Source organism: Janthinobacterium sp. PSPC3-1 (assembly GCF_049896105.1).
Classification (GTDB): domain Bacteria; phylum Pseudomonadota; class Gammaproteobacteria; order Burkholderiales; family Burkholderiaceae_D; genus Janthinobacterium.
Map to the genome: position 1 here is coordinate 1 of NZ_JAFCTQ010000005.1, position 23470 is coordinate 23470.

Below are 23470 nucleotides of genomic sequence, written 5' to 3' on the forward strand. Positions count from 1 at the left end.
TTGCTTCTGTCATTCCCTGCCATCCTCCGTTGAGGACCATAGCTTAAACTGCTGTCTCAAATCGTGGATCCACTATAAGTAGCTAGTGGGCAAGTTCTGAAAGCCTACCTTGAGATTGAACCGTCTAGCCAAAGTCCAAACAGGATCTGCCTGTTTTTAGAGGGTTTCAACTGGATCGAACTTACAGGGGTGACCTTGGAAGGCGGATTTGTTTTACCTTCGCCTCTCGGCTGCACTTGCACAGTCATCGACATATCGGACCGGCAATGGGCACTCGCAGATTACGAAGTCACCTTTGCGTCTTCATATTCGCGTGAAGGTACTTTTCACGCGAAGTTCCTCAATCGGATTCCAGCCCTGGACCTGTAGACGCTTACGTATTGTCATTAGGCACGAACGGCCGGGTTGGGCGCTGAGTTATATCTCTGGAGTTCGGGAGGCGGCGATTACGCGCACGCTTCGGCAGTCGAGTTGGGCATAGCGTATCTGTTTACCGATTTTTTACCCAAACCTGATGCATATGTTGACGACCAGTCCATCCAAGACTGACATTTTTGCCTTCATGTGTTGCCTACCAATGCTGGCACTCTACAATTGAAGTGATTTTAAACAACAATACTTCAGGCTTTTCTTCAGCCGGCCATAGCTGGGTTCGGCGATTACCGGACGGCCACGTGGGAAAATATTTATAACGATTTTCGGGATTACGTATGGCTAATTGCGATTCGATTCAGCTAAAAAATACCTCTGGCGCAACACTTCTACTTGTAATTGAGCCGTGAGCCGTGGAATTTCTTCTACCCGCAAACTCCAATTGTGAAGTAGCTTCGGTTGGAGGTGTTGCTCCCTCGGTCATAAGTTTGGAAGTGCTGAACGACCGAATCATTTTCTATGTCGAGACGGCTGGCGCAGTATATGAATATTGGCAGGATGGGAAGCTGGTCGACTGACAACGGCCATAAGCAGACAATGCTCATGACGTTGGGACGCCTAAAGTTCACCACAGTCCATTTTAGCCCAGTGAAGATAGCTTAAAGTGTGTTATTGCGTCATACTGGAAATCTCAAAGGCGTCATTTTAACGTCCGCTTTACGTTGGAAGGTAAGCACAAACTGTAATTTTTGAACCACAAAGGAGAGCATTCATGACGCTTAAACCAGGACCAAAGCCGATAGCAAAATCAACAGGGCAGCCGGATCAGCTCCGCCGTGATAACAAAACCACACTAGGAAATACACCATCTCTCAAACCTAGCAAATCTAGTAATCCTCCAAAAAGTAAATAATAGGGCGGCGTTAACCCGGCGGTCGACCACGTTTCCTGCACGCACTGTACGCTGGGCGATAAAGCCGCACAGCGCAGGTCACCGCTACTTTGGACATCTATGCCCTGTGAGTCCGCTTTGGTGCGAAAGCAGACAATCATCGAATAGACAAGTCATCCCTACAAAAAACACATACAAGTAAAACCTGTTTAGGCCCAAGCCTACAGCCAAGGATAACCGGGCCAAGCGGGCCTGAAAAATGTCGAAGGCAAGGCGCAGCGACGCAGACAGTACGCATGGTCGGCAAGGAAACTGCAACACCGCCATCGGCATTTTCTCAGGTCCGCGTCACTCCGGCCCGCTGTTTTTCAAGCTTCACACTCACTGCAAAAATAAACAAGCCCACACGCCATTTCCCACATTTCCTTCAATAACTTTCCTCCCCTGCGCTAGAATCTGCCTTCGCCTGGCCACCCACGAGGCGGCCACGATGACAAAACCACTATAAAAACGCACGGGAGTGACAGTGAGCTTATTGAGAACCAAGAATCTGGACGACATGATCGCCCACAGCAGGAAACCGGGCGGACTGGCCAAGGTATTGGGGCCGTTCGACCTGGTGCTGATGGGCATAGGCGCCATCGTCGGCACCGGCATCTTTGTATTGACGGGCACCGGCGCGCTGACGGCCGGGCCTGCCCTGTCGCTGTCGTTCGTGATCGCGGCCGTGGCCTGCTGCTTTGCCGCGCTGTGCTATGCGGAGTTCGCCTCCACCGTGCCGGTGGCCGGCTCGATCTATACCTACACCTACGCCACCATGGGCGAGCTGGCCGCCTGGATGATAGGCTGGGACCTGCTGCTCGAATACGGCCTGGCGGCCGCTGCCGTCTGTGTCGGCTGGTCCGGCTATTTCCAGTCGCTGATCGCCGGTTTTGGTATCGTGCTGCCGGTGGAGTTGACGGCCGCGCCCGGTGCGCTGCCCGGCGTGTCCACTTGGATCAACCTGCCGGCGCTGGTGATCATGCTGCTGCTCACCGCCATGTTGGGCTGGGGCGTGCGCGAATCGGCGCGCCTGAACAACATCATGGTGGCCATCAAGATCGGCGTGGTGCTGCTGTTTATCGTGTTTGGCGCGCGCCATGTGCAGCCGGCCAACTGGCAGCCTTACATGCCCTTCGGCATGAACGGCGTGATGAGCGCGGCGGCGCTGGTGTTCTTTGCCTTTATCGGCTTTGACGCCGTCACCTCGGCCGCCGAGGAAGTCAAGAAACCGTCGCGCGACCTGCCGATCGGCATTATTGGTTCCCTGGCCGTGTGCGCCGTACTGTATGTGGTGGTGTCCGCCATCATGACGGGCATCGTGCCGTACCAGAAATTCCTCGGCGTCGACCACCCTGTTTCGCTGGCGCTGCAATATGCGGGTGAAAACTGGATCGCGGGCTTTGTCGACCTGGGCGCCATCCTCGGCATGACCACCGTGATCCTGGTGATGGCCTTCGGCCAGACCCGCATCATCTTCGCCATGTCGCGCGACGGCCTGCTGCCGGCCCGCCTGTCGACCGTGCATCCGCGCTTCCAGACGCCGTTCTTCGCCACCTGGCTGGTCGGCATCGTGTTCGGCCTGATCGCCGCCGTGATCCCGCTGAACATTCTGGCTGAACTGATCAATATCGGCACCCTGGCCGCGTTCACCCTGGTGGCGATCGCCGTGGTGGTACTGCGCAAGAAGCGTCCCGACCTGCCGCGCGCCTTCCGCTGCCCGGGCGTGCCGGTGATTCCGGCGCTGGCCGTGATTTTCTGCGTGGCCCTGATGAGCTATTTGAGCCTGGTGACCTGGATTGCCTTCGGCATCTGGCTGGCGATCGGCCTGGCGATTTATTTCGGCTACGCCCGCCGGCGCTCGCTGCTGCATCCGAAAGCCTGACCCTGTTGTACCCCTGCGGCGTACGCGACAGCCCTTGTCGCGCGCCGCAGTTATGATGGCACTCTTGTTATTTGCAGAGAGTTCGCCATGCACCCCGCCCCCGCCCTGATCGAACAGCTGGAAAAGAAAGCCGACCAGCTCAAGCGCGCGCGCCTGCGCACCATGCAGTGGGTGGCCGTCGGCCTGCTGGTGGCCGCCGCCCTGCTGTTTGCGCTGGCCCGCTCGCAACGTGGCGGCCACCCGGCCTGGGGCTACCTGGAGGCGTTCGCCGAAGCATCGATGGTGGGCGCGATCGCCGACTGGTTTGCCGTGGTCGCCCTGTTCCGCCACCCGCTGGGCATTCCCATCTGGCACACGGCGATTATCCCGAACAGCAAGGAAGGCATCGGCCAGAGCCTGGGCGCGTTCGTGGAAAACCATTTCATTACCGAGCAAGGCATCGCCGAGCGCATCGCCGGGGCCAATCCGGCCGGCCTGCTGGGCGCCTGGCTGCGCGACCCGCGCCACGCGGAGCAACTGGGCCACTCCGCCGCCCGGGTGGCAAAACAACTGCTGGCCATGCTCGACCATGCGCAGATGCGCGAACTGGTGCGCAGTAAAGCCACCGGCTACCTGGGCGAGCTGAATCTGTCCAGCGTGGCGGCCGATTGCATCGATGCGCTGATCGCCGACGGCAAGCCGCAGGAACTGCTGGACTTCGTGCTCGACCAGGGCGCCGCCTACCTGGCCGACGAAAGCCACCATGCGGCCATCGGCGACTTCGCGCTGAACGCCTTCCATATCGAGAACAAGCTGCTCAAGGCGGCCATGGTGCTGTACGAGGCGCGCATGATACGTTCGCTGCAGGAATTCGTCGTCGCCGTGCGTGCCGACCCGCAGCACCCGATGCGCGCGCGCCTGTCGGGCTGGATCGCCGACAGCGCGCTGCACCTGAAAAGCGACGCCCGCTGGCAGGACACCGTCCGCCACTACCAGCGGCAGGCGCTGGCCAGCGACAAGGTGCAGGCGATGCTGGGCGAAGCCTGGGATACCCTGGTCGAACGCCTGCAGGCGGACCTGGACAGCGAGCAGCCCGCGCTGGCGCGCACCATTGCCGGCATCGCGGAAAATACCGGCAAGGTGCTGGCCAGCGATGCGCAGGCCAGCGGGTGGCTGAACGCCACCATCGTCGCTGGCAGCAGCGCGCTGGTGCGCCGCTACCGCGGCGAAGTGGGCGCATTCATCGAAAGCCGGCTGGCCCTGTGGAGTCGCGAGGAGATGAGCGAGCGCATCGAACTGGCGATCGGCCGCGACTTGCAGTTCATCCGCATCAACGGCACCGTGGTGGGCGGGCTGGCGGGCCTGCTGATCCATACCGTCAGCCAGGCATTTTGACCTGCCGCTGATCTTGTTTACCGCGCTGTCGCGCGGGCCTGCCCCAGTCGGCGAACCATGGCCATCACGGCCGCCATCTGCGGCGCTTGCCGGGTCTGGAAGTCCGGCCTGGAAGGGTTGTCGCCGGAATAGCCCCAGAAATCCCAGCAGCCCTGCGGGTTGACGGGAATGCCATTCGATGCGCGCACCTGCGGATACAGCACGATCAAGCGGTTGGTGTCGGCATACTGGTTGTAGCCGGTGCCTGCGTAAAAACGGGCACCGATACGCCTCGCGCCCTGCTGGCAGCCATGAAACACCACGTGCACGGCGCAGGCATGCTCGCGGCAATCGCGCGGCACATAGGCGTAGCCGCTGTCGTCCATGCTGCTGCGGCTGCCCTTGACGAATTCGTTCTGGTCAAAGCGGATCAGTTCCCCCATGGGCTGGCCCAGGTTCGGTGGCTGGCTGCCCGTGCCGGCCAGGTGGCGCAGCAAGTCGTGCGACTGGGTAAAACCACAGTTGTTGATATACGGCGCCTGGGTGGCGGCGCAGGGCCCGTCCTCGGGGCGGTCGGTCAGGATGGCGTGGCCGGCGGCGACATTCTTGCTGTAGGCGATGGCTGCCGGGGCCACGCCCGCCAAGCGATAGTATTTTTCCACCTGGTCGACGACGATGGTGCGCACGGTCCGGTCTTCCGTGCCGCTGAAGACATACACGCGCTGCCGCGCCAGGTTGGCCACCGGATCGATCAGCCCTTCCTGCGCATAACGCTGGGCATTGCGCCAGGACACCGCGGCGTCCGCCGCCGTCGCCGCCGAAGCGGGCTGCATGCAGGCGCTCATCGCATTTTGCAGCGGCGGCTGGTCGGGATAGGTCGAGGCACAATCATAGGGGCCGCCGGCAATAATGCCCACGCCCTTGATGGCGGAAGAATACGCGGTGGCGATCTGCGCCGCCATGAAGCCGCCCGACGACAGGCCCGAAACGGAAGCCTGGCCCAGGTCGGCGCCCAGGCCGGGCAGCGGCGCGGCATTGAGGGCCGCTGCGGAAAACGGCATGGCGGCCAGCGCCAGGGAAACGGGGATTGCACACAGAGTGAGCTTCATCATGGTCATCTTTCAATCGGGGTCATCGTCGGGAACCAGCATGGCCTGGTGATTGTAAATGAGCCATTGTGACAGGCATGGCAATTATTTTTTCGCAACCATCTCAGCATGGCAGAAGCGCTGCCGGTACGCGCCCGGGCTGGTGGCGACGATGCGCCGGAAATGCCGGCGCAGCGATTCTTCCGAGCCAAAGCCGGCCAGCTCGGCCACCTGCGCCATCGGCGTGGCGGGCGACTCCAGCAAGTCCCTGGCCAGCGCCACGCGCTCGCGTATCAGCCAGCCGACGGGGCCCATGCCGGTGGCGTCCTGGAACTGGCGCTGCAAGGTGCGCGGGCTCATCAAGGCGCGCCGGGCCATGCTGGCGACCGTATGCGGCAAGGCCGGATGCGCACGCAGCCAGTCGATCAAGGCGGCCAGCCGGCCGGCCTCGTCTTTTGCCATCGGCCGCGGCACGAACTGCGCCTGGCCGCCTTCCCTATGCGGCGCCGTGACCAGGCGCTGCGCCACCATATTGCCGATCTTCGCGCCATGGTCGCGCCGCACCAGGTGCAGCAGCATGTCCAGCCCGGCCGCCGAGCCGGCCGAGGTGATGATGTTGCCCTCATCCACATACAGCGCGTCCGGCGCCACGTCGATCGCCGGATAGCGCTGCGCCAGCCGTTCGGCATAGCGCCAGTGCGTGGTGGCCCGCTTGCCGTCAAGCACGCCGGCCGCCGCCAGCACGAACACGCCGGAGCAGATCGAGCACAGGCGCGCGCCGCGCAAATGGGCCGCGCGCAGCTTGTCCAGCAGGGCCGCCGGCGGCAGCTCGTCGGCATCGCGCCAGCCGGGAATCACAATGGTGTCGGCCTGATCCAGCAGATCGAGCGCATACGGCGCCTGCACGGCAATGCCGCCCATGGCGCGGATAGGCCCCGGCTCGGCCGCGCAGACGGCAAAGTCGTACCAGGGCACACCCAGCTCTGCGCGGTCGAGGGCGAAAATTTCGACGGTACAGCCGAATTCAAACGTGCACAGGCGGTCATACGCGAGAGCTACAACAAGATGATTGTTCATGGCGCAATGTTACCGCAGTTCGGCATTCACGCCACTATTCCAGGCGGCGCCCGCCGCCGACAATCATCCCACCGCAACCAACCAGGAAAACACCATGTCGCTCGTTACCGAAGTCCCCGCAGCACCGCAAGCCGTCGCCCTTGCCCACTTTGAAGCCATGCTGCAATTTGAAACCGATTGCTGGGACGTCCACCACACGCTGGCCTCCGGCACCGCCGACTTCGTGCTGCTCGACGTGCGCGGACCGGCGCAGTTCGCCGCCGGCCATATTCCCGGCGCCACCCATCTGCCGCATGGAAAAATCATCAAGAGCAAACTGGCGCACTACCCCGACGACACCGTGTTCGTCACCTATTGCGCCGGCCCGCACTGCAACGGCGCCGCCCGCGCGGCGATCCGTCTGGCGGGGCTGGGACGCCCCGTGAAAATCATGCCGGGCGGAATCACCGGCTGGATCGATGAAGGATTTGCGCTGCAGGCAGCAAGCAACGAGCCGGCGCAACAAGCATGACGAATTCTTATACCGTACGGCGCGCAGGCGTGGGCGACGCCACGGCGTTAATCGGCCTGATGCGCGCCCTGGCCCGCTTCGAGGGCTATCTGGACCAGTTCCGCGTGACCGAAACCGATCTGCTGGAACGGGGCCTGGACCAGGGACCGCGGCAGGAATTCACGGCGCTGGTGGCCGACGACGGCAGCGGCGGCCTGCTCGGCTACGCGGTGGTCTGCAGCCTGCCGTTCACCTATGACCTGCTGCCGAACCTGCTGCTCAAGGAGCTGTATGTGGATGAAACGTCGCGTGGCCTGGGCATCGGCCGCGCCCTGATGACGGCCGTCATGGCCGAGGGCCGGGCGCGCGGTTGCGCACGGCTGAAATGGGATGTATTGAAAGGCAATACCAGGGCGCAGGCATTCTACCGCAGCCTGGGCGGCGCGCCGGATGGCGGGTGGGAAGGCTGGATACGCCAGCTTGCCTGAAGTTATAACGGCCGCGCCTGCCAGATCAGGATGGCGCCAGGCCACCCAGCTTGCTCAGCAAGCGCTTCAGGTCGCTGACGTCCTGCGCGTCGAGATCGGCGGCGATCAGCGTCTCCGCCTGCTTCGCCTGCTCGACCATGCGCGCCATCATCGCTACGCCCTCCGCCGTCATCGACACCAGCTTGCGGCGGCGGTTGGCGGGGTCGGTGGCGACGCTCACCAGGCCGTTCTTGCTCATCTGGTCGATGACGTAGGTGCCGGTGGCCTTGTCGAAACCGGCCCTTCCCCCCAGCGTCTGCTGGTCGCAACTGCCCTCTTCCGCCAGCACCACCAGGATCGCATATTGCACCGCCGACAGCCCCGTATCGACACACTGGTTCCAGCATGACGTCGAGCGCTGTCCGGCGCGCCGCACCAGGTGCATCAATGAACTGTCTCCATGTGGCCACAAGGGCGCGGCGAGGGTGGCGGACGGATTTTGTGACATGGCCTGGCTTGACTCCTGAAAACAACAGGTTTATAGTTCGAACACGAACAGTTTAAACACGAACTATTTTTAAAATATCTGAACAAGGAAACCGCATGAAGCTTGTTGTCGGCATGACTGGCGCTACCGGCGCTGCAATTGGCGTCCGCGTTCTTTCTGCCCTGAAAGACCTCGGGGTCGAAACCCATCTGGTGATCTCCAAATGGGCACGGGCAACGATACAACTGGAAACGCCGTACAGTGTACAGGAGGTGGCCGCCCTCGCCTCCAGGACTTACAGCGAACGCGACCAGGCCGCCGCGATTTCCAGCGGCTCGTTTCGCGTCGATGGCATGGTCATCGTGCCATGCAGCATGAAAACCCTGGCCGCCATCCGCGGCGGTTACGGCGATGGCCTGATCGCCCGCGCGGCCGACGTCACGCTGAAAGAGCAGCGCAAGCTGGTGCTGGTGCCGCGCGAGTCGCCGCTCAGCGTGATTCACCTGGAAAACATGCTGGCCCTCGCCCGCGCCGGCGTGCTGATGCTGCCGCCCATGCCCGCCTTCTATAACAATCCCGCCAGCGTCGATGACATCATCGACCATACCGTTGCGCGCATTCTCGATCAGTTCGGTCTTGATCATGATCTCGCAAAACGGTGGAATGGCATCCCCCCGTCGTCCGCCACAGCCTGAGGAAACCCTGATGAAATATTACGATGATTTGCGCAGTTATATCGATGCACTGGACGCCATGGGCGACATCATGCATGTCCGGCGCGAAGTCGATGGCGATTTCGAGCCCAGCGCCGTGACGCGCCGCAGCTACGAAATCCAGTCACCCGCGCCGCTGTTCCACAAGGTGGCGGGCGTGGCCCCAGGCTTCCGCCTGTTTGGCGCGCCGGCCTCGCTGTCCTCGGTGGCCGGCATGCCGTATGCCCGCGTGGCCATGTCGCTGGGCCTGGCGCCGGCATCGTCGGGCGCCGAGATTATCGAGGCGCTGTCGGCGGCGCGCCACCAGCCCGGTATTCCTCCGGTGCGCGTCTCTTCCGAAAACGCCCTGTGCCACCAGAATATCCTGCGCGGTGACGATGCCAGCCTGGACCGTTTCCCGATTCCGTTTGCGCACGACAAGGATGGCGGCCGCTACGCCAATACCTGGGGCACGCTGATCGTCAGGACCCCCGATGGCAAATGGGTCAACTGGTCGATCGCGCGCGTGATGAAGGTGGACGGCAAGCGCATGGTGGGACTGATGGTGCCGAGCCAGCATATCGGCCAGATCTGGGCCGAATGGGTCAAGCTGGGCCAGCCGATGCCGTATGCACTGGTGCAAGGCCCGGCGCCGGCCATCTCGTGTGTGTCGGGCATCCCGATTCCCGCCCACGCCGACGAGGCCGACTATATCGGCACGCTGGCCGGCGCGCCGGTCGCCGTGGTCAAGGCGGTCAGCATCGACCTCGACGTGCCGGCCACGGCCGAGATCGTGATCGAAGGCCATGTGTCAATCAGCCGCGATTGCCAGGAAGGCCCGTATGGCGAGTACGGCGGCTACCTGGGCTCGGGCTCTTCCGCCCAGCCCACCTTTCATGTCGAGGCCATCACGCACCGCGACGATCCGATCTGGCCGATGTCGATCACGGGCCGGCCGACGGAAGAGTCGCACACGCTGTGGGCGATGGGCCTGGCGGCCGATGCCCTGACGCATCTGCGCGACGCTGGTATCCCGGTGAAGACCACCTGGATCCCCGAGGACTCGACCGTGCACTGGCTGCTGGTGGTGATGCCGCAAAACTGGCGCGATCTGCTGCCCGGCATGTCCAGCGAGGCCCTGGCCCAGCGCATCGGCGAAGTGCTGTTCGCCACCGACGCCATGGTGTTCATCCCGAAAGTGTATGTGGTCGACGATGATTTCGACCCGACCAATCTGCGCGAAGTGGTATGGGTGCTGTCGACCCGCGTGCATCCGGTGGGCCGCCGCGCCATCTTCGACGAACAGCGCGTGATCCGCCTGCCGCAATGCTATGAGGAGGAAGAGTATGTGCAGGGCAAGGGAGCCAAGGTCGTGTTCGACACCTTGCAGACCACGCGCCACCTGCATGCCTCGTTCGAGCAGGGTTATCCGGCTGACGTGCGCCAGCGGGTACTCGATAACTGGTAGGCGCTACAGCCACCCTTCCCGCTTCAGCCGCCGGTGCAGGAAATAACAGCCGGCCACAATCACCACCATCACGGCCGGATAGCCGCCACGCCATTTCAGCTCGGGCATGAACTCGAAGTTCATGCCGTACAGGCTGAACACCATGGTCGGCACGGCCAGGATGCCGGCCCAGGCGGCCAGGCGCTTGACCACCTCGTTCTGGCGGATCGAGATCTGGCCCAGCGCCACCTGCATGGCGGCGTTGACCATTTCGCGCATCTGGTTGGCTGTGTGCGTCACGCGTTTCACGTGATCGAGGATGTCGCGGTAATAGATGCGGTTTTCCTTGGGCACGATATCGCCATGGAAGCGGATCAGCTGGGTGCAGATTTCATGCAGCGGGTTGACGGCCGCATCCAGCTTCAGCAATTCCGTCTTCAGCTGGTAAAAATCCTGCAGCTTGTCTTCGTTCAGGCTGGGCTTGAACAGCTGGGTTTCATATTGCTGGAACTTGGCCTGCAGCATGTCGATGCAGGGCTGGTACTGGTCGACGATAAAATCGATGATGGAATACAGCACATAGCCGGGGCCGCTGGCCAGTTTCTCGGGCACGGTTTCCTTGCGCTCGCGCAGCTTGGCGTAACCGGCCGAGGGGCCATGGCGCACGGTGATGATAAAGCGGCAGCCGAGAAACACGTGGGTTTCGCCGTAGACGATGGCCTGGCCGTCGAGGCTGGCCGTGTGCAGCACCATGAACAGGGTGTCGCCATATTCTTCCAGCTTGGGCCGCTCGTGCGCGCCCTCGGCATCCTCGACCGCCAGCTCGTGCAGGCCGAAAGCGGCTTGCAGCGCGCGCATGGCGGCGCTGTCGGGCCCGGCCAGGCCGATCCAGACGAAACAATCGGGGTCGCCAAGGAATTCGCCCACCTTGTCGATCTCGAAGTGCGCCATTTTTTTGCCGTGGCGATAGGCTTCGCAATTGACGACGGCGGCGTGTTGACTCAGGTCCATACGATGATTCCAGGTGTAGAGGCATGCAGCTTAACGCAGGCGGGGTAATGATTCTGTTAAGCATTGCACAGCCGAATGATGCTTGCGGGCATAGTATGAAGCATACTCACTAAAAAGGATCGCACCGTGCCCAGATTGCCCGCCCCCGAAGAGCGCCGCCAGGTATTACTGGACCGGCGCGATGAGAAAATGGCGCGCTCGCCCCATGCTTATGTACGCGGCAATACCGCACAGTATTACGAATGGCTGCAAGCCCAGCCCGGCCACAGTCTGCCGGAAGGGCCGCCGATCTGGATCTGCGGCGACTGCCATATGGGCAACCTGGGCCCACTGGCCAGTGCGGACGGCAGCGTGCAACTGCAGATCCGCGACTTCGACCAGAGCGTGATCGGCAATCCCGCGCACGACCTGGTGCGCCTGGCGCTGTCGCTGGCAGTGGCCGCGCGCGGCTCCTCGCTGCCCGGCGTGGTAACGGCCAGCATGCTGCAACACCTGCTCAAGGGCTATGCGTTCGCCTTTTTACCAGCCGAACTGCAGGGCACCCTGCCCCGCCCCGCCGCCGTCAGCATGGCCTTGCGCGGCGCCGAGCAGCGCTCGTGGAAGGAACTGGCGGAAGAGCGCTTCCTGGAAACGCGTCCCATCATCCCCATGGGGCGCAACTTCTGGCCGATTTCAAAGAAAGAAAAGAAAGCCATCCGCGAGCTGTGCGAGTCCTCCGCCCTGCGCGCGCTGGTGACGCGGCTGAAATCACGCCATAAAAAAGTCAAGCTGGAAGTGATCGACGCGGCTTACTGGGTCAAGGGCTGCAGTTCGCTGGGATTTTTGCGCTACGCCGTGCTGCTGGGTATCGGCGACGGCGAATACTGCCTGATCGATATCAAGGAAGCGGTGCAGGCCACCTCCGTGCGCTACGCGGATTCCAGCATGCCGCGCGATAACGCCAAGCGCGTGGTGACGGGTGCGCGCCATCTGTCGCCGGCGCTGGGCGAACGCACCATGCCGCAGCGCTTTCTGGGCCGCGGCATTTTCGTGCGCGAGCTGCTGCCGCAAGATCTGAAACTGGAAATCGACGAACTGAGCGTGGAAGACGCGGCCAGCACCGCCAGTTACCTGGCGTATGTGGTGGGCTGCGCGCATGCGCGGCAGATGGACTGGGCCACCGGCATGCACTGGGTGCGGCAACTGCAGGAAGGCCGCGAGGACGGCAGCGCGATTCCGTCGTGGCTGTGGAACAGCGTGCTGCAGCTGATCGCCCACCACGAAACAGGCTACCTCGAACATTGCCGTAACTATGCGTTGCGGCAACAGGCGCATTGAGGTCAATAACGGTAGTTCAGGCTCAGCATCACATTGCGCGGATCGCCATAGCTGACGCGGCGGCCGGTGCTGATGCCGTAGTAGCTGCGGTCGCCCACGTTATTCACGTTCAGCGACAGCGCCAGTTTATCCGACACCTGGTAGCGCGCCATGGCGTCGATCACCGTGTAGGCGCCTTGATGCACGGTGGTAAAGCCGTCACCGACGACGGCCCAGGTGCTTTGCCAGGTCTTCGCCTGCCAGCGGGCGCCGCCGCCGATCGTCAGGCGCGGCATCGGCCGCCAGGTGGTGTACAGGCTGACCTGGTCTTCCGGCGCCAAGGTATTGACCTTGCCGTCCGGGCCGCGCGCGATCTTGTGGGTATAGCCGGCCTGCAACTGCCAGCACGGCGCCAGCTGGCCAGACACTTCCAGCTCCACGCCGCGCGAACGCACGCCGTCGATGGCGCGGTAGGCGTCCAGGCCGGTGACTTTGTTGACCTCGTCGATATACTCGGCCACGTTATCCTGGCGCACTTCGAAGGCGGCGGCGCTGGCGTTCAGGCGGCCGTCCAGGAATACGCCTTTGACGCCCGCTTCAAAGTTCTTGCCCAATTGCGGGTCCAGCGTCTTGTTGTTGACGTCGCGCGCGTCTTGCGGGCTGAAAATATCGCTGTAGCTGGCATACGCCGTCAACGTGGGCGTAAAAGCCCAGGTGACGCCCGCATATGGCGTGAAGATCGACGCTTCGTCGATCTGCGAACTCAGGTTGTCATACGACGACACGCGCCCACCGAGGATCAGGTGCATATTGAGCGGCAGCGAAAAGCGGCCGGTGGCGTAGAGCGATTTCTGGCGTATCACCTCGCGGCTTTTTTCCAGTGCCCAGATGGGTTCCGGCACGTCGCCGCGGTAGGTATGAATATTGGGGACCGGAATGGAGTAATACGGGCTGTACAGATTGTCGGACTGCTTGCGGTAGGCGTTGGCGCCCACCACCAGCTGATGCTGGCGGCCAAAAGCGGCAAACGGGCCGCTGGCGTACAGATCGACGCCATTGCTGGTGGCGTCGCTGTTGAACTGGCGCGCCGTGACCCTGGTGCCCGCACCGCTGGCGTCGGGGAAACGGTCGACATAGGCGACCGGCGCATACAGTCTGTTGGCCTGGTGGATCAGGCGCAGATTGGCCATCCAGCCACTGTCAAAAGTGTGTTCCAGCGAAGCAAAAACAGACTTGGCTTCCGTCTGCTGCGTGCTCCAGCTCGGCGCGCCATTGAAGGAACGCGACATGAAGAAGCGCTGGCCGGTCGCGTCGAACAGCGGCGCGCCGCCCCAGTCGCTGTATTTCGGCACCGTGTGCTGGTAGTCCGCGCCGACGGTCAGCAAGGTGCGCGGCGACAGGTCCGCTTCCACGGTGCCGTAGGCCAGTTCCGAGCGGCGCTGGTAGCGGTCGACAAACGAGTGCTTGTCCTGGTAGGACGCCACGGCGCGCGCACGCACGCTGCCGCTGTCATTGAGCGGACCGCCGACGTCGGCCATGCCGCGATAGTTGTCCCATGACCCGGCCGACAGGTCGGCCAGCGCGCGCAGCTCGCGCGTGGGCTTCTTGCGGATCAGGTTGACGGTGGCGCCCGGCGTGCCCGCCCCGCTCATCAGGGCATTCGCGCCTTTCAGCACCTCGACACGGTCATACAGGTCCATGTTCGCCAGCGATTCGCCCAGGTTCAGCGAGGCGTCGCGCGTCCACGGCAGGCCGTCATAGCTGAAATTGTCGAGCGAAAAGCCACGCGCATAATAAATCGTGCGTTCGCTGTCGATATGCTGCACGTACACGCCCGGCGTGTGCTGCAGCACCTCGCTCAGCTGCACCATGCCGAAATCGTCCATGTGCTGGCGCGTGACCACGCTGACGGCGTGCGGCGTGTCGCGCGGCGCCAGCACCAGGCGGTTGGCGGTGCTGATGGCGCCGGTGGTGTACGAGCCCGTGTCTTCCGTCACCTGGCCCAGGTAATTGGTGGTGATGATTACTTCCGGCATCACGGCCGCTTCCTGCGTGGCGCCGGCCTGTGGCGTACCTTGCGTGACGGTATAAACGCCGCTATCGGTTTTCAGCAAGGACAGCGAGGTGCCCTGCAGCGCGCGGCGCATGGCCTGTTCGGCCGTCAGCTCGCCCTGCACCGCTGGTGCGTTGACGCCGCGCGCCAGGTCGGCGGCAATCGAAATGCGCGCGCCGGCCTGGCTGGCGATCGCGATCAGGCTGGCGTTCAGGGGCTGGGCCGGCACATCGTAGCGGTGGGTGGCGGCGGCTTGGATGGCGGTTGGTGCCGCGGTTTGTGCGGTGGCGCCTGCGGCGCAGGACAACAACATTACAGCCAGGGAGATCTGGCGCATCGACAATGGTGGCATGCTGGACTCGGAAAGGGGTGAATGAAAGTGCTGCTTCACCTGGTATGAGTCGCGGCGCGTGAAAAGTGACAGTGTGCGGGTAAAAATATTGTTCAAGCCGCCTTGATGGTGATGCCGGCCCACACCCCTGCCGGCCCCAGCCGCAGTTCGATCGGCAGGGTTTCGGCCAGCGCCAGCAAGGTCGCATCGCTGTCGTCAAGCGAGTAATTGCCCGACACGCGCAGCTGCGCCGCCTGCGCCGTGATGTCGATATAACCGTGGCGATACGGCCGCAGCGCCGCCACCAGCTCGCCCAGCGGCTGGTCGACGGCCACCAGCATGCCCTGTTCCCACGCTGCGGCCTGCATGGCCAGCATGCCGGGCAGCAAGCGCGACTGCCGGCCATCGAACCAGGCCGCCTGGCCCTGGCGCAACACACGTGCCGCGCCGCCCTCGGCGGTGACGATCTCCAGGCCGCCCTGCAAGGCCAGCGCCACCGTGCCCGCTTCCTCGCGCCGCAGCATCAGCCGGCGCCCCAACGCACGCACCGTGCCGTGAGGACTGTTCAACACGAATGGCGCGCCAGCTTGCGGCGCGCTTGTCAGCAGCAGCTGGCCCTGGCGCAGACGGAGATTCCGGCGCGCCGAGCCGATGTCGATATCGGCCGACGAGCGCGCGTCGAGCACCAGCTCGCTACCGTCCAGCAAGGTAAACCGGCCGCGCGTGGCGGTCGCCGTATGCAGGTCGGCCGGCCAGTCCGGCACGAAAGGGCTGCCGCGCAGCAGCCAGGTGCTGCCTGCGGCCATGCCCGCCAGGCACAGGGCGCCACGCAGGAACTGGCGGCGCTGGCCCTGCCGGCTTGCCGCGCGGGCCAGCGTCTGCTCGACGGCCTGCGCCCCGCCCGCCGTATCGAGCTGACCGAAACTGTGATCGACCGCCTGGCCCAGCCGCTGCCACGCCGACTGGTGGCGCGCATCGGCCGCCAGCCAGCACGCAAAGTCGCGCTGCTGGACCGCGCTGGTGTCGCCCGAGCGCAGTTCCACCAGCCAGTGGATGGCTTGCTCCTGGATCGTCATGGATTGCCCGCAACCGCCAGGCAGCAGCGCAAGCCCTGCGCCATATACTGGCGCACCATGCTGGCGGACACGCCGATTTTTTCGGCAATCTCGGCATAGGTCAGGCCGTCGAGCTGGCTCATCAGGAATGCCGCGCGCGCCTTGGGCGACAGGGTATCGAGCGCGCGCGACAGCCGCTCCAGCGATTCGAACAGCACGGCGCGCTCCTCCGGTGACGGCTGGACGGCATCCGGCAGCTGTGCCAGGGTATCGAGATACGCTTGCTCGATATCGCGCCGCCGCCATTGCTGCAGCAGGATGCTTTTCGCCACCGTGGTCAGATAGGCGCGCGGTTCGCGTATCGCCGCCAGGCTGCCCGCATGCAGGATGCGCAAAAAGGTCTCGGACGCCACATCCTCCGCCTCGGCCCGGTTGCGCAGCCGCGCCAGCAGGCGCTGCAGCAGCCAGCCCTGATGGCCGGTAAACAGGCTGGCGGCCAGCGCATGATCGTTCTGAGGCAGGGGCAAGGCAGACAAGGGAACATCCGGCGGCGTCAATGGTAATGATTCTCATTATATTGCAGGATAGTGCGAATGTCCCAGCATTTCAGGCAACAAATCAGAATGCCCATGCCAATGAAGTAACTACGCCTGAACTCTCGTCAAGTCATACAGCAACCATCAGATAAAAGCACTGACATTAACGTGAAAACGGGTGGCGAGCGCCTTGGCCAAGCGTTTGCTGATCTCGCGGCGGCCTGCAAGGATGTCACTGATCAATGTCTGGGACGCGATGTCACCCAAGTCCTTTTGCCTGAGATTGTTTGCCTCCAGCAAGTGGCGCAACACTTCGCGCGGCGGTGCCGATGCAATGTCAACGTGCTCGTCTTCCCAGCGCGAGATCATATCCAATACGATCTCGAACAGCGAATACAGGGGATGCAACTCATCGTCGCCGACGTCATCGGCCAGCCGGTTAGCCAACTCCTGGACAGACATGAAGTCAGCGTTATCCCGGATTGGGCGTAGACCGGTGCAATCCTGAAATGTCGTCCATGCCCTTGTCAACTCGGGCATGGTGCTCAACTGGTTATGGATATTCATTTTCCTCGGTTTTGTCTAGTCCACTTATCGTACTCGGCGTGAGTGTATATCGCGCGGATGAACAGCCGCTGCTTGTCGTAGTGGATCACCGTCACGATGCGGTAAGCATTCCCACCAACATCAAAAATGGTGTACTTCGCAGGCACATAATCAGCCGTATTAAATGTCGACTTCAGCTCAGTAAAATTATTGGCGCCGCAAGCTTCCATGACCTTGTACCAAGCGCTCAACCTATCCTTGGCTTCGGGATGCTTCTCAGAAAATGCCGCCAACGCTGCTTTGGAGGTAATCCACATGGAATACCCTTTCCTAAAAAATGTTGTTTATTTAATTTCATTTTTTCTCCTAGGAAAAGACTTATTGAATTTGTGTCAGTGTTAGCAGTCGTGTCAGTGATAGTGGATGTCTTACTTTTCCTGCGTGCAGTATATCGCATTTTGAGAACTTCGCAAAAAGTAATTCACTATGAAACGCTGATGTATTCATCGTTACTGAACGATCACCAGCGAAAAGCAATAATGATTTTTCAACAAATATAATTTCTTTGATGTAATGATTGCGTCACACTGGGCTGCTACGCTTGCGTTCATCAGCAATCCGTCAGCAGTCAACCGAAAAGCGTTACCCACAACATGAAATTCATCCAGTTGAAAACCGGACCCCGGGTCCTGATCTCGTTTGCCATGGTGTTGTTCGTCATGGCCTGCATTACCGGCATCGCCTTGTGGCGGCTGCATGCGGCCAATGACAATACCGACTACCTGGTCAAGGACAAGCTGGCCAAGCAGCAGCTCGCTTCCGAACTGCTGGGCACGGCCAAGCTCAATGGCAATAACGCCATGTCGATCGCCAAGAGCGACAGCCTGGAAACGGGCGAATATTTCCAGGCGCAGCTGACACTGGGCGACAAGGCCGTCGAGCGCCTGATGGCACAAATGAACGCCCTGCCCAGGAACGGCACCGAGGCGGCGCTGTTTGACGAGGTCGCCAAGGGCCAGAAAGCCTATCTTGCCGTGCGCAAGGAAGTGTTTGCCTTCAAGGACCAGGGCCGTACCCAGGAAGTCGAGCAATTGACCGGCACGACCATGAAAACCACGTTCGGCGTCTATGCCGCGGCACTGTCCAAGCTGCTGGACTACCAGACCAGGGAAGCCAACGCACTGGCGGCCGCCTCGGCCAGCCAGTACAACAGCAGCGTGGCCACCCTGCTGGCATTTGGCGCGCTGGCGCTGATCACGGGCGCCGCGCTGGCGTGGGCGATCACGCGCAGCATCGTGGTGCCGCTGCAGCATGCCGTCAATATCGCCGAGCGCGTCGCCAGGGGCGATCTGCGCCATGTCGAGGTGCAAGAACGCAGCGATGAAGTGGGCCAGTTGCTCAATGCCTTGCACAATATGACGGTGCGCCTGGGCGAAACCGTCAAGCTGGTGCATGACGGCGCCGTCACCATCGACACCGCCTCGCGCGAACTGTCGACCGGCAACCTGGACCTGTCGCGCCGCACCGAGCACCAGGCGGGCGCGCTGCAGGAAACTGCCTCGTCGATGGAAGAGCTGACCGCCGCCGTGAAAGGCAATACCAGCAATGCGCGCCAGGCCAACGAACTGGTGCTGTCAGCCTCGCAGGTGGCAAAAAAAGGTGGCACGGTGGTCGATGACGTGGTCGACACCATGGATGCGATCAGCGCGGCGGCGAAAAAGATCGTCGACATTATCGGCGTGATCGACGGTATCGCGTTTCAAACCAATATCCTGGCGCTGAACGCCGCCGTCGAAGCGGCACGGGCCGGTGAGCAAGGGCGCGGTTTTGCGGTGGTGGCCGGCGAAGTGCGCAACCTGGCGCAGCGTTCGGCCACGGCGGCGCGCGAGATCAAGCAGCTGATCAATGCCTCGGTCGACAAGATTGAGACGGGCAGCGTGCTGGCCCATGCGGCCGGCGACACCATGGCCGAGATCGTGGCCAGCGTGGAGCGCGTGACCGGCATCATGGCGCAGATCGCCTCGGCCAGCGCCGAGCAGGAATCGGGCATCGGTGAAATCAATGCCGCCATCACCGATATCGACAATGTCACCCAGCAAAATGCGGCCCTGGTCGAAGAAGCGGCCGCGTCCGCCGAGTCGGTGCATAGCGAAGCGACCACCCTGCTGCGCGTGGTGGGCTTCTTTACGGTCGACGATGCGGTGGTGATGGCGGCGGAGGAAGCGCAGCCTGCGCCCGGCGCGGCGCGGCCGGCACGCCGCAAGCCGGCAACGCTGAGCTTGCCGGCCGGCGGCGCACCGGCGCTGGGTTGACGCCGGACTGCTTGCCTTAAGCGACTGCCGGCAGCTTGTCCAGCAATTTATCCAGGGTGATCGGATACTCGCGCACCCTGGCCCCCGTGGCGTTGTAGATGGCATTGGCGATCGCCGCCGCCACGCCGCAAATACCCAGCTCCCCCACGCCCTTGGCCTTCATCGGTGACGACATGGGGTCGGTTTCTTCCAGGAAGATCACTTCCTGGTGCGGAATGTCGGCGTGCACCGGCACTTCATAGCCGGCCAGGTCGTGGTTCACGAAGAAGCCGCCGCGCTGGTCGACCACCAGCTCTTCCATCAGGGCCGCACCGGCGCCCATGGTCATGGCGCCGATCACCTGGCTGCGCGCCGATTTCGGATTCAGGATGCGGCCCGCCGCGCACACCGCCAGCATGCGGCGCACGCGCACTTCACCCGTGTAGCTGTCCACCCCCACTTCGACAAAATGCGCACCGAAGGTCGATTGCTGGAATTTCTTGTCCAGGTCGCCGTATTCCATATGGTCTTCGGCCACCAGCTCGCCATCCTTGGCCGCCTGCGCGATCGGCACATTGCGGTCGCCCGCGCTGACCTGGCCGTCTGAAAAACGCGCCTCGCCGGCATCCATCTGCAGCTTGCCGGCAATGGCCTGGCGCAATTTCACGCAGGCGGCGTACACGCCGGCGGTGGAACTGTTGCCGCCCCACTGGCCGCCGGAACCGGCCGAGACGGGAAAGTCCGAGTCGCCCAGTTTCACCACGATCTTGTCGAGCTCGACGCCGAGCATTTCGGCGGCCGTCTGCGCGATGATGGTGTAGCTGCCGGTACCGATATCGGTCATGTCGGTTTCCACCGTCACCACGCCCTGGGCGTTCAGGCGTACCCGGGCGGCGGACTTCATCACCATATTGTTGCGGAAAGCGGCCGCCACGCCCATGCCGACCAGCCAGCGGCCGTCGCGTTTGCTGCCCGGCGTGGCGCTGCGGTCCTTCCAGCCGAATTCCACCGCACCGGTGCGCATGCAATCGATCAAACGGCGCTGCGAGAATGGCCGGCTCGGCTTTTCCGGGTCGACCTTGGTGTCGTTCAGAATACGGAAGGCGATCGGGTCCATCTTGAGTTTTTCGGCCAGCTCGTCCATGGCGATTTCCAGCGCCATCAGGCCTGGCGCTTCACCGGGCGCGCGCATGGCGTTGCCTTCGGGCAGGTCCAGCACGGCCAGGCGCATGGCCGTCATGCGGTTGGCGCCCGCATACAGCAGCCTGGTCTGCATCACGGCGGTTTCCGGCTTGCCGCCTTCCAGGTCGCCCGACCACGATTCATGGCCGATGGCCGTGATCTTGCCGGCGCGCGTGGCGCCGATCCGCAGGCGCTGGATGGTGGCGGGACGGTGGGTAGTGTTGTTCATCATCTGCGGGCGCGCCAGCGCCACCTTGACCGGGCGCTGCGCGGCGCGCGCGCCGAGTGCGGCCAGCACGGCTTCGGAACGCACGAACAGCTTGCCGCCGAAGCCGCCGCCGATATACGGCGAGACGATGCGCACCTTGTCCTTGGCAATGCCCAGGTTCAAGGCCACGTCGCCCTTGCCCCAGTCTATCATCTGGTTCGAGGTCCAGATGGTCAGCTGGTCGCCCTTCCAGGAAGCAATGGAGGCATGCGGTTCCATCATGGCGTGCGACTGGTCCGGCGTCGTATAGACCGCATCGACACGTACGGGTGCGGCCGCAAAGGCGCCGGCAAAGTCGCCCACCTTGCTGTCGGGCTTGTCTTCCTTGGGCTTGGTGGCCGAACTTTTCGCCGCCGCCAGGTCGTACTTGCCCTTGCTCCCGATATATTTCACGGCGATCAGCTGCGCGGCGGCACGGGCCTGTTCGAAGGTTTCCGCCACCACCAGCGCAATCGCCTGGTGGTAATGCTGAATCTCGGGGCCGCCCAGCAGTTTGGCGGTGTTCATTTTTCCCTTGCCCAGCTTGCCGGCGTTGTCGGCCGTGACGACCGCCAGCACGCCTGGTGCGCGCAGCGCGGCGCTGGTATCCATCGAGGCGATACGCCCCTTGGCGATCGCCGCACCGAGCACCACGCCGTAGGCGGCGTTCGGCGCCGCTTCGTGCTGTTCATAGGCATACGGCGCGGTGCCGGTGGTTTTCAGGGGGCCATCGATGCGGTCGGTGGCGCGGCCGATATAGCGCAGCTTGTCGATGGGATTGGTGGTGGCGGGCGTGGTGAATTTCATGATGTCACTTTCTGCGCAGTATCGCGCGCTTGCGTCGGCACTCCATTGAGCACGCCAGCCAGGGTGCGCCGCACCAGGGTGGCCTTGAAGGCGTTTTCTTCGGTCGGTTTCGCGTTCGCCAGCAACAGTTTGCTGACGGCGGCGGCGCCCTGCCCCATCGCCTGGTCCGCCTGTGGCAAGCGCCATGGCTGCGGCGCAACACCGCCCAGCGCTACGCGGCCCGCGCCGTCCGGCATGATGACGGCGGCCACCGACACCAGCGCAAACGCATACGAGGCGCGGTCGCGCACCTTGGTGTAGACATGCGTGCCACCGAGCGGTTTCGGCAGGGTAACGGCGGTGATCAGCTCGCCCGGCTGCAAGGCCGTTTCGATCTGCGGCGTATTGCCCGGCAAGCGGTAGAAGTCGGCGATCGGGATGGTGCGCGTGGCGCCGTCGGGGCGCACGGTTTCGATGCCGGCGTCCAGCAAACGCATCGCCACCGCCATGTCGGATGGATGGGTGGCGATGCAGGCGTCGCTGCCGCCGACAATCGCCAGCTGGCGGCTGAAACCGGCAATCGCCGGGCAGCCGCTGCCGGGGTTGCGCTTGTTGCAGGCCTGGTTGGTGTCATAGAAATACGGGCAGCGCGTGCGCTGCAGCAGGTTGCCGGCGGTGGTGGCCTTGTTGCGCAGCTGGGCAGAAGCACCGGCCAGCAAGGCGCGCGACAGCACGCCGTAGTGGCGCCGTACTTTGTCATCGGCGGCCAGCGCCGTGTTGCGCACGAGGGCGCCGATGCGCAGGCCGCCGTCTTGCGTGGCGCCGATCTGGTCCAGGCCCAGGCCATTGACGTCGATCAGATGCGGCGGCGCTTCGATCTCGAGCTTCATCAGGTCGAGCAGATTGGTGCCGCCGGCAATGAATTTGGCGCCCGGGGTGCGCAGCGAGGCGGCGGCCGCTTCGGCCGGCGTGGTGGCGCGCTGGTAGCTGAAGACCTTCATGCCGGCCTCCCTGCGACGTCGGTGATCGCGTCGACGATATTCGAGTATGCGCCACAGCGGCAGATATTGCCGCTCATGCGTTCGCGCAATTCCTCGGGCGTGACTTCCGGTTTCGCGTTCAAATCCGCGCTGACATGGCTGGGGATGCCGCGCCGGATTTCGCCGAGCGCCGCCACCGCCGAACAGATCTGGCCCGGGGTACAGTAGCCGCACTGATAGCCATCGTGGCTGATGAAGGCGGCCTGCATCGGGTGCAGCTTGCCCGGCGTGCCCAGTCCTTCGATGGTGGTGATGCTCGATCCTTCGTGCATCACCGCCAGGCTGAGGCAGGAGTTGATGCGCTGGCCGTCGACGATCACGGTGCAGGCGCCGCACTGGCCATGGTCGCAGCCCTTCTTGGTGCCCGTCAGGTGCAGGTGTTCGCGCAAGGCGTCGAGCAAGGTGGTGCGCGTGTCGAGCTCCAGCGCATGGGCCTTGCCGTTGATTTCAAATTGCACGCCGGCCATCACCGGTGGCGCCGATGGTGCGCCGGTGGCGCCAGCCGCCGTGTTGGCCGCCTGCGCCGCCGCCATGCCGGGCATGGCCGCCGCAGTGGCCGACAAGGCCCCCGCAATCAGGACATCGCGCCGGCCCGAATTAATATCGCTCATCTTGTTGTTGACCTTGTCCATCCTTGCGTCCTCCTGGCTGATTGTGTAGCGCATTGCTACTGGCTGGGTGGGCGCATGCCGGCCCAATATTCAGTGTAAGGCGCGGAGGAAAGAAGGTCTGTACGCAAACGTACATTATTGAACGCGGACAGGCTGGAACCCGGCCATATCGGCTACACTGGTGCACCTTCTTTTT

Annotated in this window: 21 protein-coding genes; 9 read left to right on the plus strand and 12 right to left on the minus strand. The window is 63.1% G+C overall.

Annotated features, from left to right (window positions below):
• The first annotated feature begins 1144 nt into the window (after positions 1-1144).
• The 3 genes from ACP7B7_RS07440 to ACP7B7_RS07450 all read left to right on the plus strand — a co-directional run bounded on the left by ACP7B7_RS07440 (position 1145) and on the right by ACP7B7_RS07450 (position 4562).
• On the plus strand, positions 1145-1285 hold the full coding sequence (locus ACP7B7_RS07440) for a hypothetical protein (RefSeq protein WP_308920890.1): 141 nt from the start codon (positions 1145-1147) through the stop codon (positions 1283-1285).
• A gap of 505 nt (positions 1286-1790) precedes the next feature.
• Positions 1791-3188 carry an amino acid permease gene (locus ACP7B7_RS07445; protein WP_308920889.1) on the plus strand — a complete coding sequence of 466 codons (1398 nt, stop codon included), beginning with the start codon at positions 1791-1793 and terminating at the stop codon, positions 3186-3188.
• 87 nt (positions 3189-3275) lie between these two features.
• Positions 3276-4562, plus strand: coding sequence for a DUF445 domain-containing protein (locus tag ACP7B7_RS07450; protein ID WP_426076218.1), 1287 nt, complete (start codon positions 3276-3278; stop codon positions 4560-4562).
• Between the two features lie 17 nt (positions 4563-4579).
• Here the strand turns inward: ACP7B7_RS07450 and ACP7B7_RS07455 are convergent, their stop codons facing one another.
• Together ACP7B7_RS07455 and ftrA are read right to left on the minus strand one after the other, a co-directional pair.
• Positions 4580-5653, minus strand: coding sequence for an extracellular catalytic domain type 2 short-chain-length polyhydroxyalkanoate depolymerase (locus ACP7B7_RS07455; RefSeq protein ID WP_426076219.1), 1074 nt, complete (start codon positions 5651-5653; stop codon positions 4580-4582).
• Positions 5654-5734: 81 nt separating this feature from the next.
• On the minus strand, positions 5735-6706 hold the full coding sequence (gene ftrA / locus ACP7B7_RS07460) for a transcriptional regulator FtrA (RefSeq protein ID WP_308920886.1): 972 nt from the start codon (positions 6704-6706) through the stop codon (positions 5735-5737).
• A 94-nt stretch (positions 6707-6800) separates the two neighbouring features.
• On the opposite strand from ftrA, the gene ACP7B7_RS07465 reads away from it, so the two are divergent.
• Both ACP7B7_RS07465 and ACP7B7_RS07470 read left to right on the plus strand, forming a co-directional pair.
• Positions 6801-7217: a rhodanese-like domain-containing protein gene (locus ACP7B7_RS07465; protein ID WP_426076388.1), complete on the plus strand. Its 417-nt coding sequence runs from the start codon at positions 6801-6803 to the stop codon at positions 7215-7217.
• The gene (locus ACP7B7_RS07470) at positions 7214-7684 is read left to right on the plus strand and encodes a GNAT family N-acetyltransferase (protein WP_426076220.1); all 471 of its coding nucleotides are present in this window, start codon (positions 7214-7216) and stop codon (positions 7682-7684) included. Before ACP7B7_RS07465 ends, ACP7B7_RS07470 begins: the two co-directional genes overlap by 4 nt.
• 25 nt (positions 7685-7709) lie before the next feature.
• On the opposite strand, the gene ACP7B7_RS07475 is transcribed toward ACP7B7_RS07470, so the two are convergent.
• A complete protein-coding gene (locus tag ACP7B7_RS07475) occupies positions 7710-8171 on the minus strand; it encodes a MarR family winged helix-turn-helix transcriptional regulator (protein WP_426076221.1) in 462 nt (153 codons plus the stop codon).
• A 95-nt stretch (positions 8172-8266) separates the two neighbouring features.
• Here ACP7B7_RS07475 and ACP7B7_RS07480 point away from each other — a divergent pair, with 95 nt between their 5' ends.
• A complete protein-coding gene (locus ACP7B7_RS07480; protein ID WP_426076222.1) occupies positions 8267-8845 on the plus strand; it encodes a non-oxidative hydroxyarylic acid decarboxylases subunit B in 579 nt (192 codons plus the stop codon).
• Positions 8846-8855: 10 nt separating this feature from the next.
• The gene (locus ACP7B7_RS07485; RefSeq protein WP_426076223.1) at positions 8856-10310 is read left to right on the plus strand and encodes a UbiD family decarboxylase; all 1455 of its coding nucleotides are present in this window, start codon (positions 8856-8858) and stop codon (positions 10308-10310) included.
• A gap of 3 nt (positions 10311-10313) precedes the next feature.
• Here ACP7B7_RS07485 and corA read toward each other — a convergent pair whose 3' ends face one another.
• Positions 10314-11300, minus strand: coding sequence for a magnesium/cobalt transporter CorA (gene corA / locus ACP7B7_RS07490; RefSeq protein WP_308920883.1), 987 nt, complete (start codon positions 11298-11300; stop codon positions 10314-10316).
• Between the two features lie 126 nt (positions 11301-11426).
• Here corA and ACP7B7_RS07495 point away from each other — a divergent pair, with 126 nt between their 5' ends.
• The gene (locus ACP7B7_RS07495; RefSeq protein WP_308920882.1) at positions 11427-12617 is read left to right on the plus strand and encodes a DUF2252 family protein; all 1191 of its coding nucleotides are present in this window, start codon (positions 11427-11429) and stop codon (positions 12615-12617) included.
• Positions 12618-12619: 2 nt separating this feature from the next.
• Here the strand turns inward: ACP7B7_RS07495 and ACP7B7_RS07500 are convergent, their stop codons facing one another.
• The 5 genes from ACP7B7_RS07500 to ACP7B7_RS07520 all read right to left on the minus strand — a co-directional run bounded on the left by ACP7B7_RS07500 (position 12620) and on the right by ACP7B7_RS07520 (position 17434).
• A complete protein-coding gene (locus ACP7B7_RS07500; protein ID WP_308920881.1) occupies positions 12620-15001 on the minus strand; it encodes a TonB-dependent siderophore receptor in 2382 nt (793 codons plus the stop codon).
• Between the two features lie 92 nt (positions 15002-15093).
• The gene (locus ACP7B7_RS07505) at positions 15094-16056 is read right to left on the minus strand and encodes a DUF4880 domain-containing protein (RefSeq protein WP_308920880.1); all 963 of its coding nucleotides are present in this window, start codon (positions 16054-16056) and stop codon (positions 15094-15096) included.
• The gene (locus tag ACP7B7_RS07510; RefSeq protein ID WP_308920879.1) at positions 16053-16571 is read right to left on the minus strand and encodes a sigma-70 family RNA polymerase sigma factor; all 519 of its coding nucleotides are present in this window, start codon (positions 16569-16571) and stop codon (positions 16053-16055) included. Before ACP7B7_RS07510 ends, ACP7B7_RS07505 begins: the two co-directional genes overlap by 4 nt.
• 144 nt (positions 16572-16715) lie before the next feature.
• The gene (locus ACP7B7_RS07515) at positions 16716-17138 is read right to left on the minus strand and encodes a helix-turn-helix domain-containing protein (RefSeq protein ID WP_308920878.1); all 423 of its coding nucleotides are present in this window, start codon (positions 17136-17138) and stop codon (positions 16716-16718) included.
• The gene (locus tag ACP7B7_RS07520; protein ID WP_308920877.1) at positions 17135-17434 is read right to left on the minus strand and encodes a type II toxin-antitoxin system HigB family toxin; all 300 of its coding nucleotides are present in this window, start codon (positions 17432-17434) and stop codon (positions 17135-17137) included. Before ACP7B7_RS07520 ends, ACP7B7_RS07515 begins: the two co-directional genes overlap by 4 nt.
• 336 nt (positions 17435-17770) lie before the next feature.
• Here ACP7B7_RS07520 and ACP7B7_RS07525 point away from each other — a divergent pair, with 336 nt between their 5' ends.
• On the plus strand, positions 17771-19429 hold the full coding sequence (locus ACP7B7_RS07525; RefSeq protein ID WP_308920876.1) for a methyl-accepting chemotaxis protein: 1659 nt from the start codon (positions 17771-17773) through the stop codon (positions 19427-19429).
• 16 nt (positions 19430-19445) lie between these two features.
• On the opposite strand, the gene paoC is transcribed toward ACP7B7_RS07525, so the two are convergent.
• The 3 genes from paoC to paoA are packed head-to-tail and all read right to left on the minus strand — an operon-like array spanning position 19446 to position 23295.
• Positions 19446-21644: an aldehyde oxidoreductase molybdenum-binding subunit PaoC gene (gene paoC, locus ACP7B7_RS07530; RefSeq protein WP_426076224.1), complete on the minus strand. Its 2199-nt coding sequence runs from the start codon at positions 21642-21644 to the stop codon at positions 19446-19448.
• Positions 21641-22624: an FAD binding domain-containing protein gene (locus ACP7B7_RS07535; RefSeq protein WP_426076225.1), complete on the minus strand. Its 984-nt coding sequence runs from the start codon at positions 22622-22624 to the stop codon at positions 21641-21643. Before ACP7B7_RS07535 ends, paoC begins: the two co-directional genes overlap by 4 nt.
• On the minus strand, positions 22621-23295 hold the full coding sequence (gene paoA, locus ACP7B7_RS07540; RefSeq protein ID WP_426076389.1) for an aldehyde dehydrogenase iron-sulfur subunit PaoA: 675 nt from the start codon (positions 23293-23295) through the stop codon (positions 22621-22623). The genes ACP7B7_RS07535 and paoA overlap by 4 nt, the downstream gene beginning before the upstream one ends.
• Positions 23296-23470 lie beyond the last annotated feature (175 nt).

Bases quoted from the DNA above. Each gene is read 5' to 3' on its own strand.
- ACP7B7_RS07535 (WP_426076225.1), bottom strand. From the start codon at position 22,624: ATGAAGGTCTTCAGCTACCAGCGCGCCACCACGCCGGCCGAAGCGGCC.
- ACP7B7_RS07455 (WP_426076219.1), bottom strand. From the start codon at position 5,653: ATGATGAAGCTCACTCTGTGTGCAATCCCCGTTTCCCTGGCGCTGGCC.
- ACP7B7_RS07515 (WP_308920878.1), bottom strand. From the start codon at position 17,138: ATGAATATCCATAACCAGTTGAGCACCATGCCCGAGTTGACAAGGGCA.
- corA (WP_308920883.1), bottom strand. From the start codon at position 11,300: ATGGACCTGAGTCAACACGCCGCCGTCGTCAATTGCGAAGCCTATCGC.
- ACP7B7_RS07480 (WP_426076222.1), top strand. From the start codon at position 8,267: ATGAAGCTTGTTGTCGGCATGACTGGCGCTACCGGCGCTGCAATTGGC.
- ACP7B7_RS07475 (WP_426076221.1), bottom strand. From the start codon at position 8,171: ATGTCACAAAATCCGTCCGCCACCCTCGCCGCGCCCTTGTGGCCACAT.
- paoC (WP_426076224.1), bottom strand. From the start codon at position 21,644: ATGAAATTCACCACGCCCGCCACCACCAATCCCATCGACAAGCTGCGC.
- ACP7B7_RS07500 (WP_308920881.1), bottom strand. From the start codon at position 15,001: ATGCCACCATTGTCGATGCGCCAGATCTCCCTGGCTGTAATGTTGTTG.
- ACP7B7_RS07485 (WP_426076223.1), top strand. From the start codon at position 8,856: ATGAAATATTACGATGATTTGCGCAGTTATATCGATGCACTGGACGCC.
- paoA (WP_426076389.1), bottom strand. From the start codon at position 23,295: ATGGACAAGGTCAACAACAAGATGAGCGATATTAATTCGGGCCGGCGC.
- ACP7B7_RS07450 (WP_426076218.1), top strand. From the start codon at position 3,276: ATGCACCCCGCCCCCGCCCTGATCGAACAGCTGGAAAAGAAAGCCGAC.
- ACP7B7_RS07520 (WP_308920877.1), bottom strand. From the start codon at position 17,434: ATGTGGATTACCTCCAAAGCAGCGTTGGCGGCATTTTCTGAGAAGCAT.
- ACP7B7_RS07525 (WP_308920876.1), top strand. From the start codon at position 17,771: ATGAAATTCATCCAGTTGAAAACCGGACCCCGGGTCCTGATCTCGTTT.
- ACP7B7_RS07465 (WP_426076388.1), top strand. From the start codon at position 6,801: ATGTCGCTCGTTACCGAAGTCCCCGCAGCACCGCAAGCCGTCGCCCTT.
- ACP7B7_RS07440 (WP_308920890.1), top strand. From the start codon at position 1,145: ATGACGCTTAAACCAGGACCAAAGCCGATAGCAAAATCAACAGGGCAG.
- ACP7B7_RS07505 (WP_308920880.1), bottom strand. From the start codon at position 16,056: ATGACGATCCAGGAGCAAGCCATCCACTGGCTGGTGGAACTGCGCTCG.
- ftrA (WP_308920886.1), bottom strand. From the start codon at position 6,706: ATGAACAATCATCTTGTTGTAGCTCTCGCGTATGACCGCCTGTGCACG.
- ACP7B7_RS07470 (WP_426076220.1), top strand. From the start codon at position 7,214: ATGACGAATTCTTATACCGTACGGCGCGCAGGCGTGGGCGACGCCACG.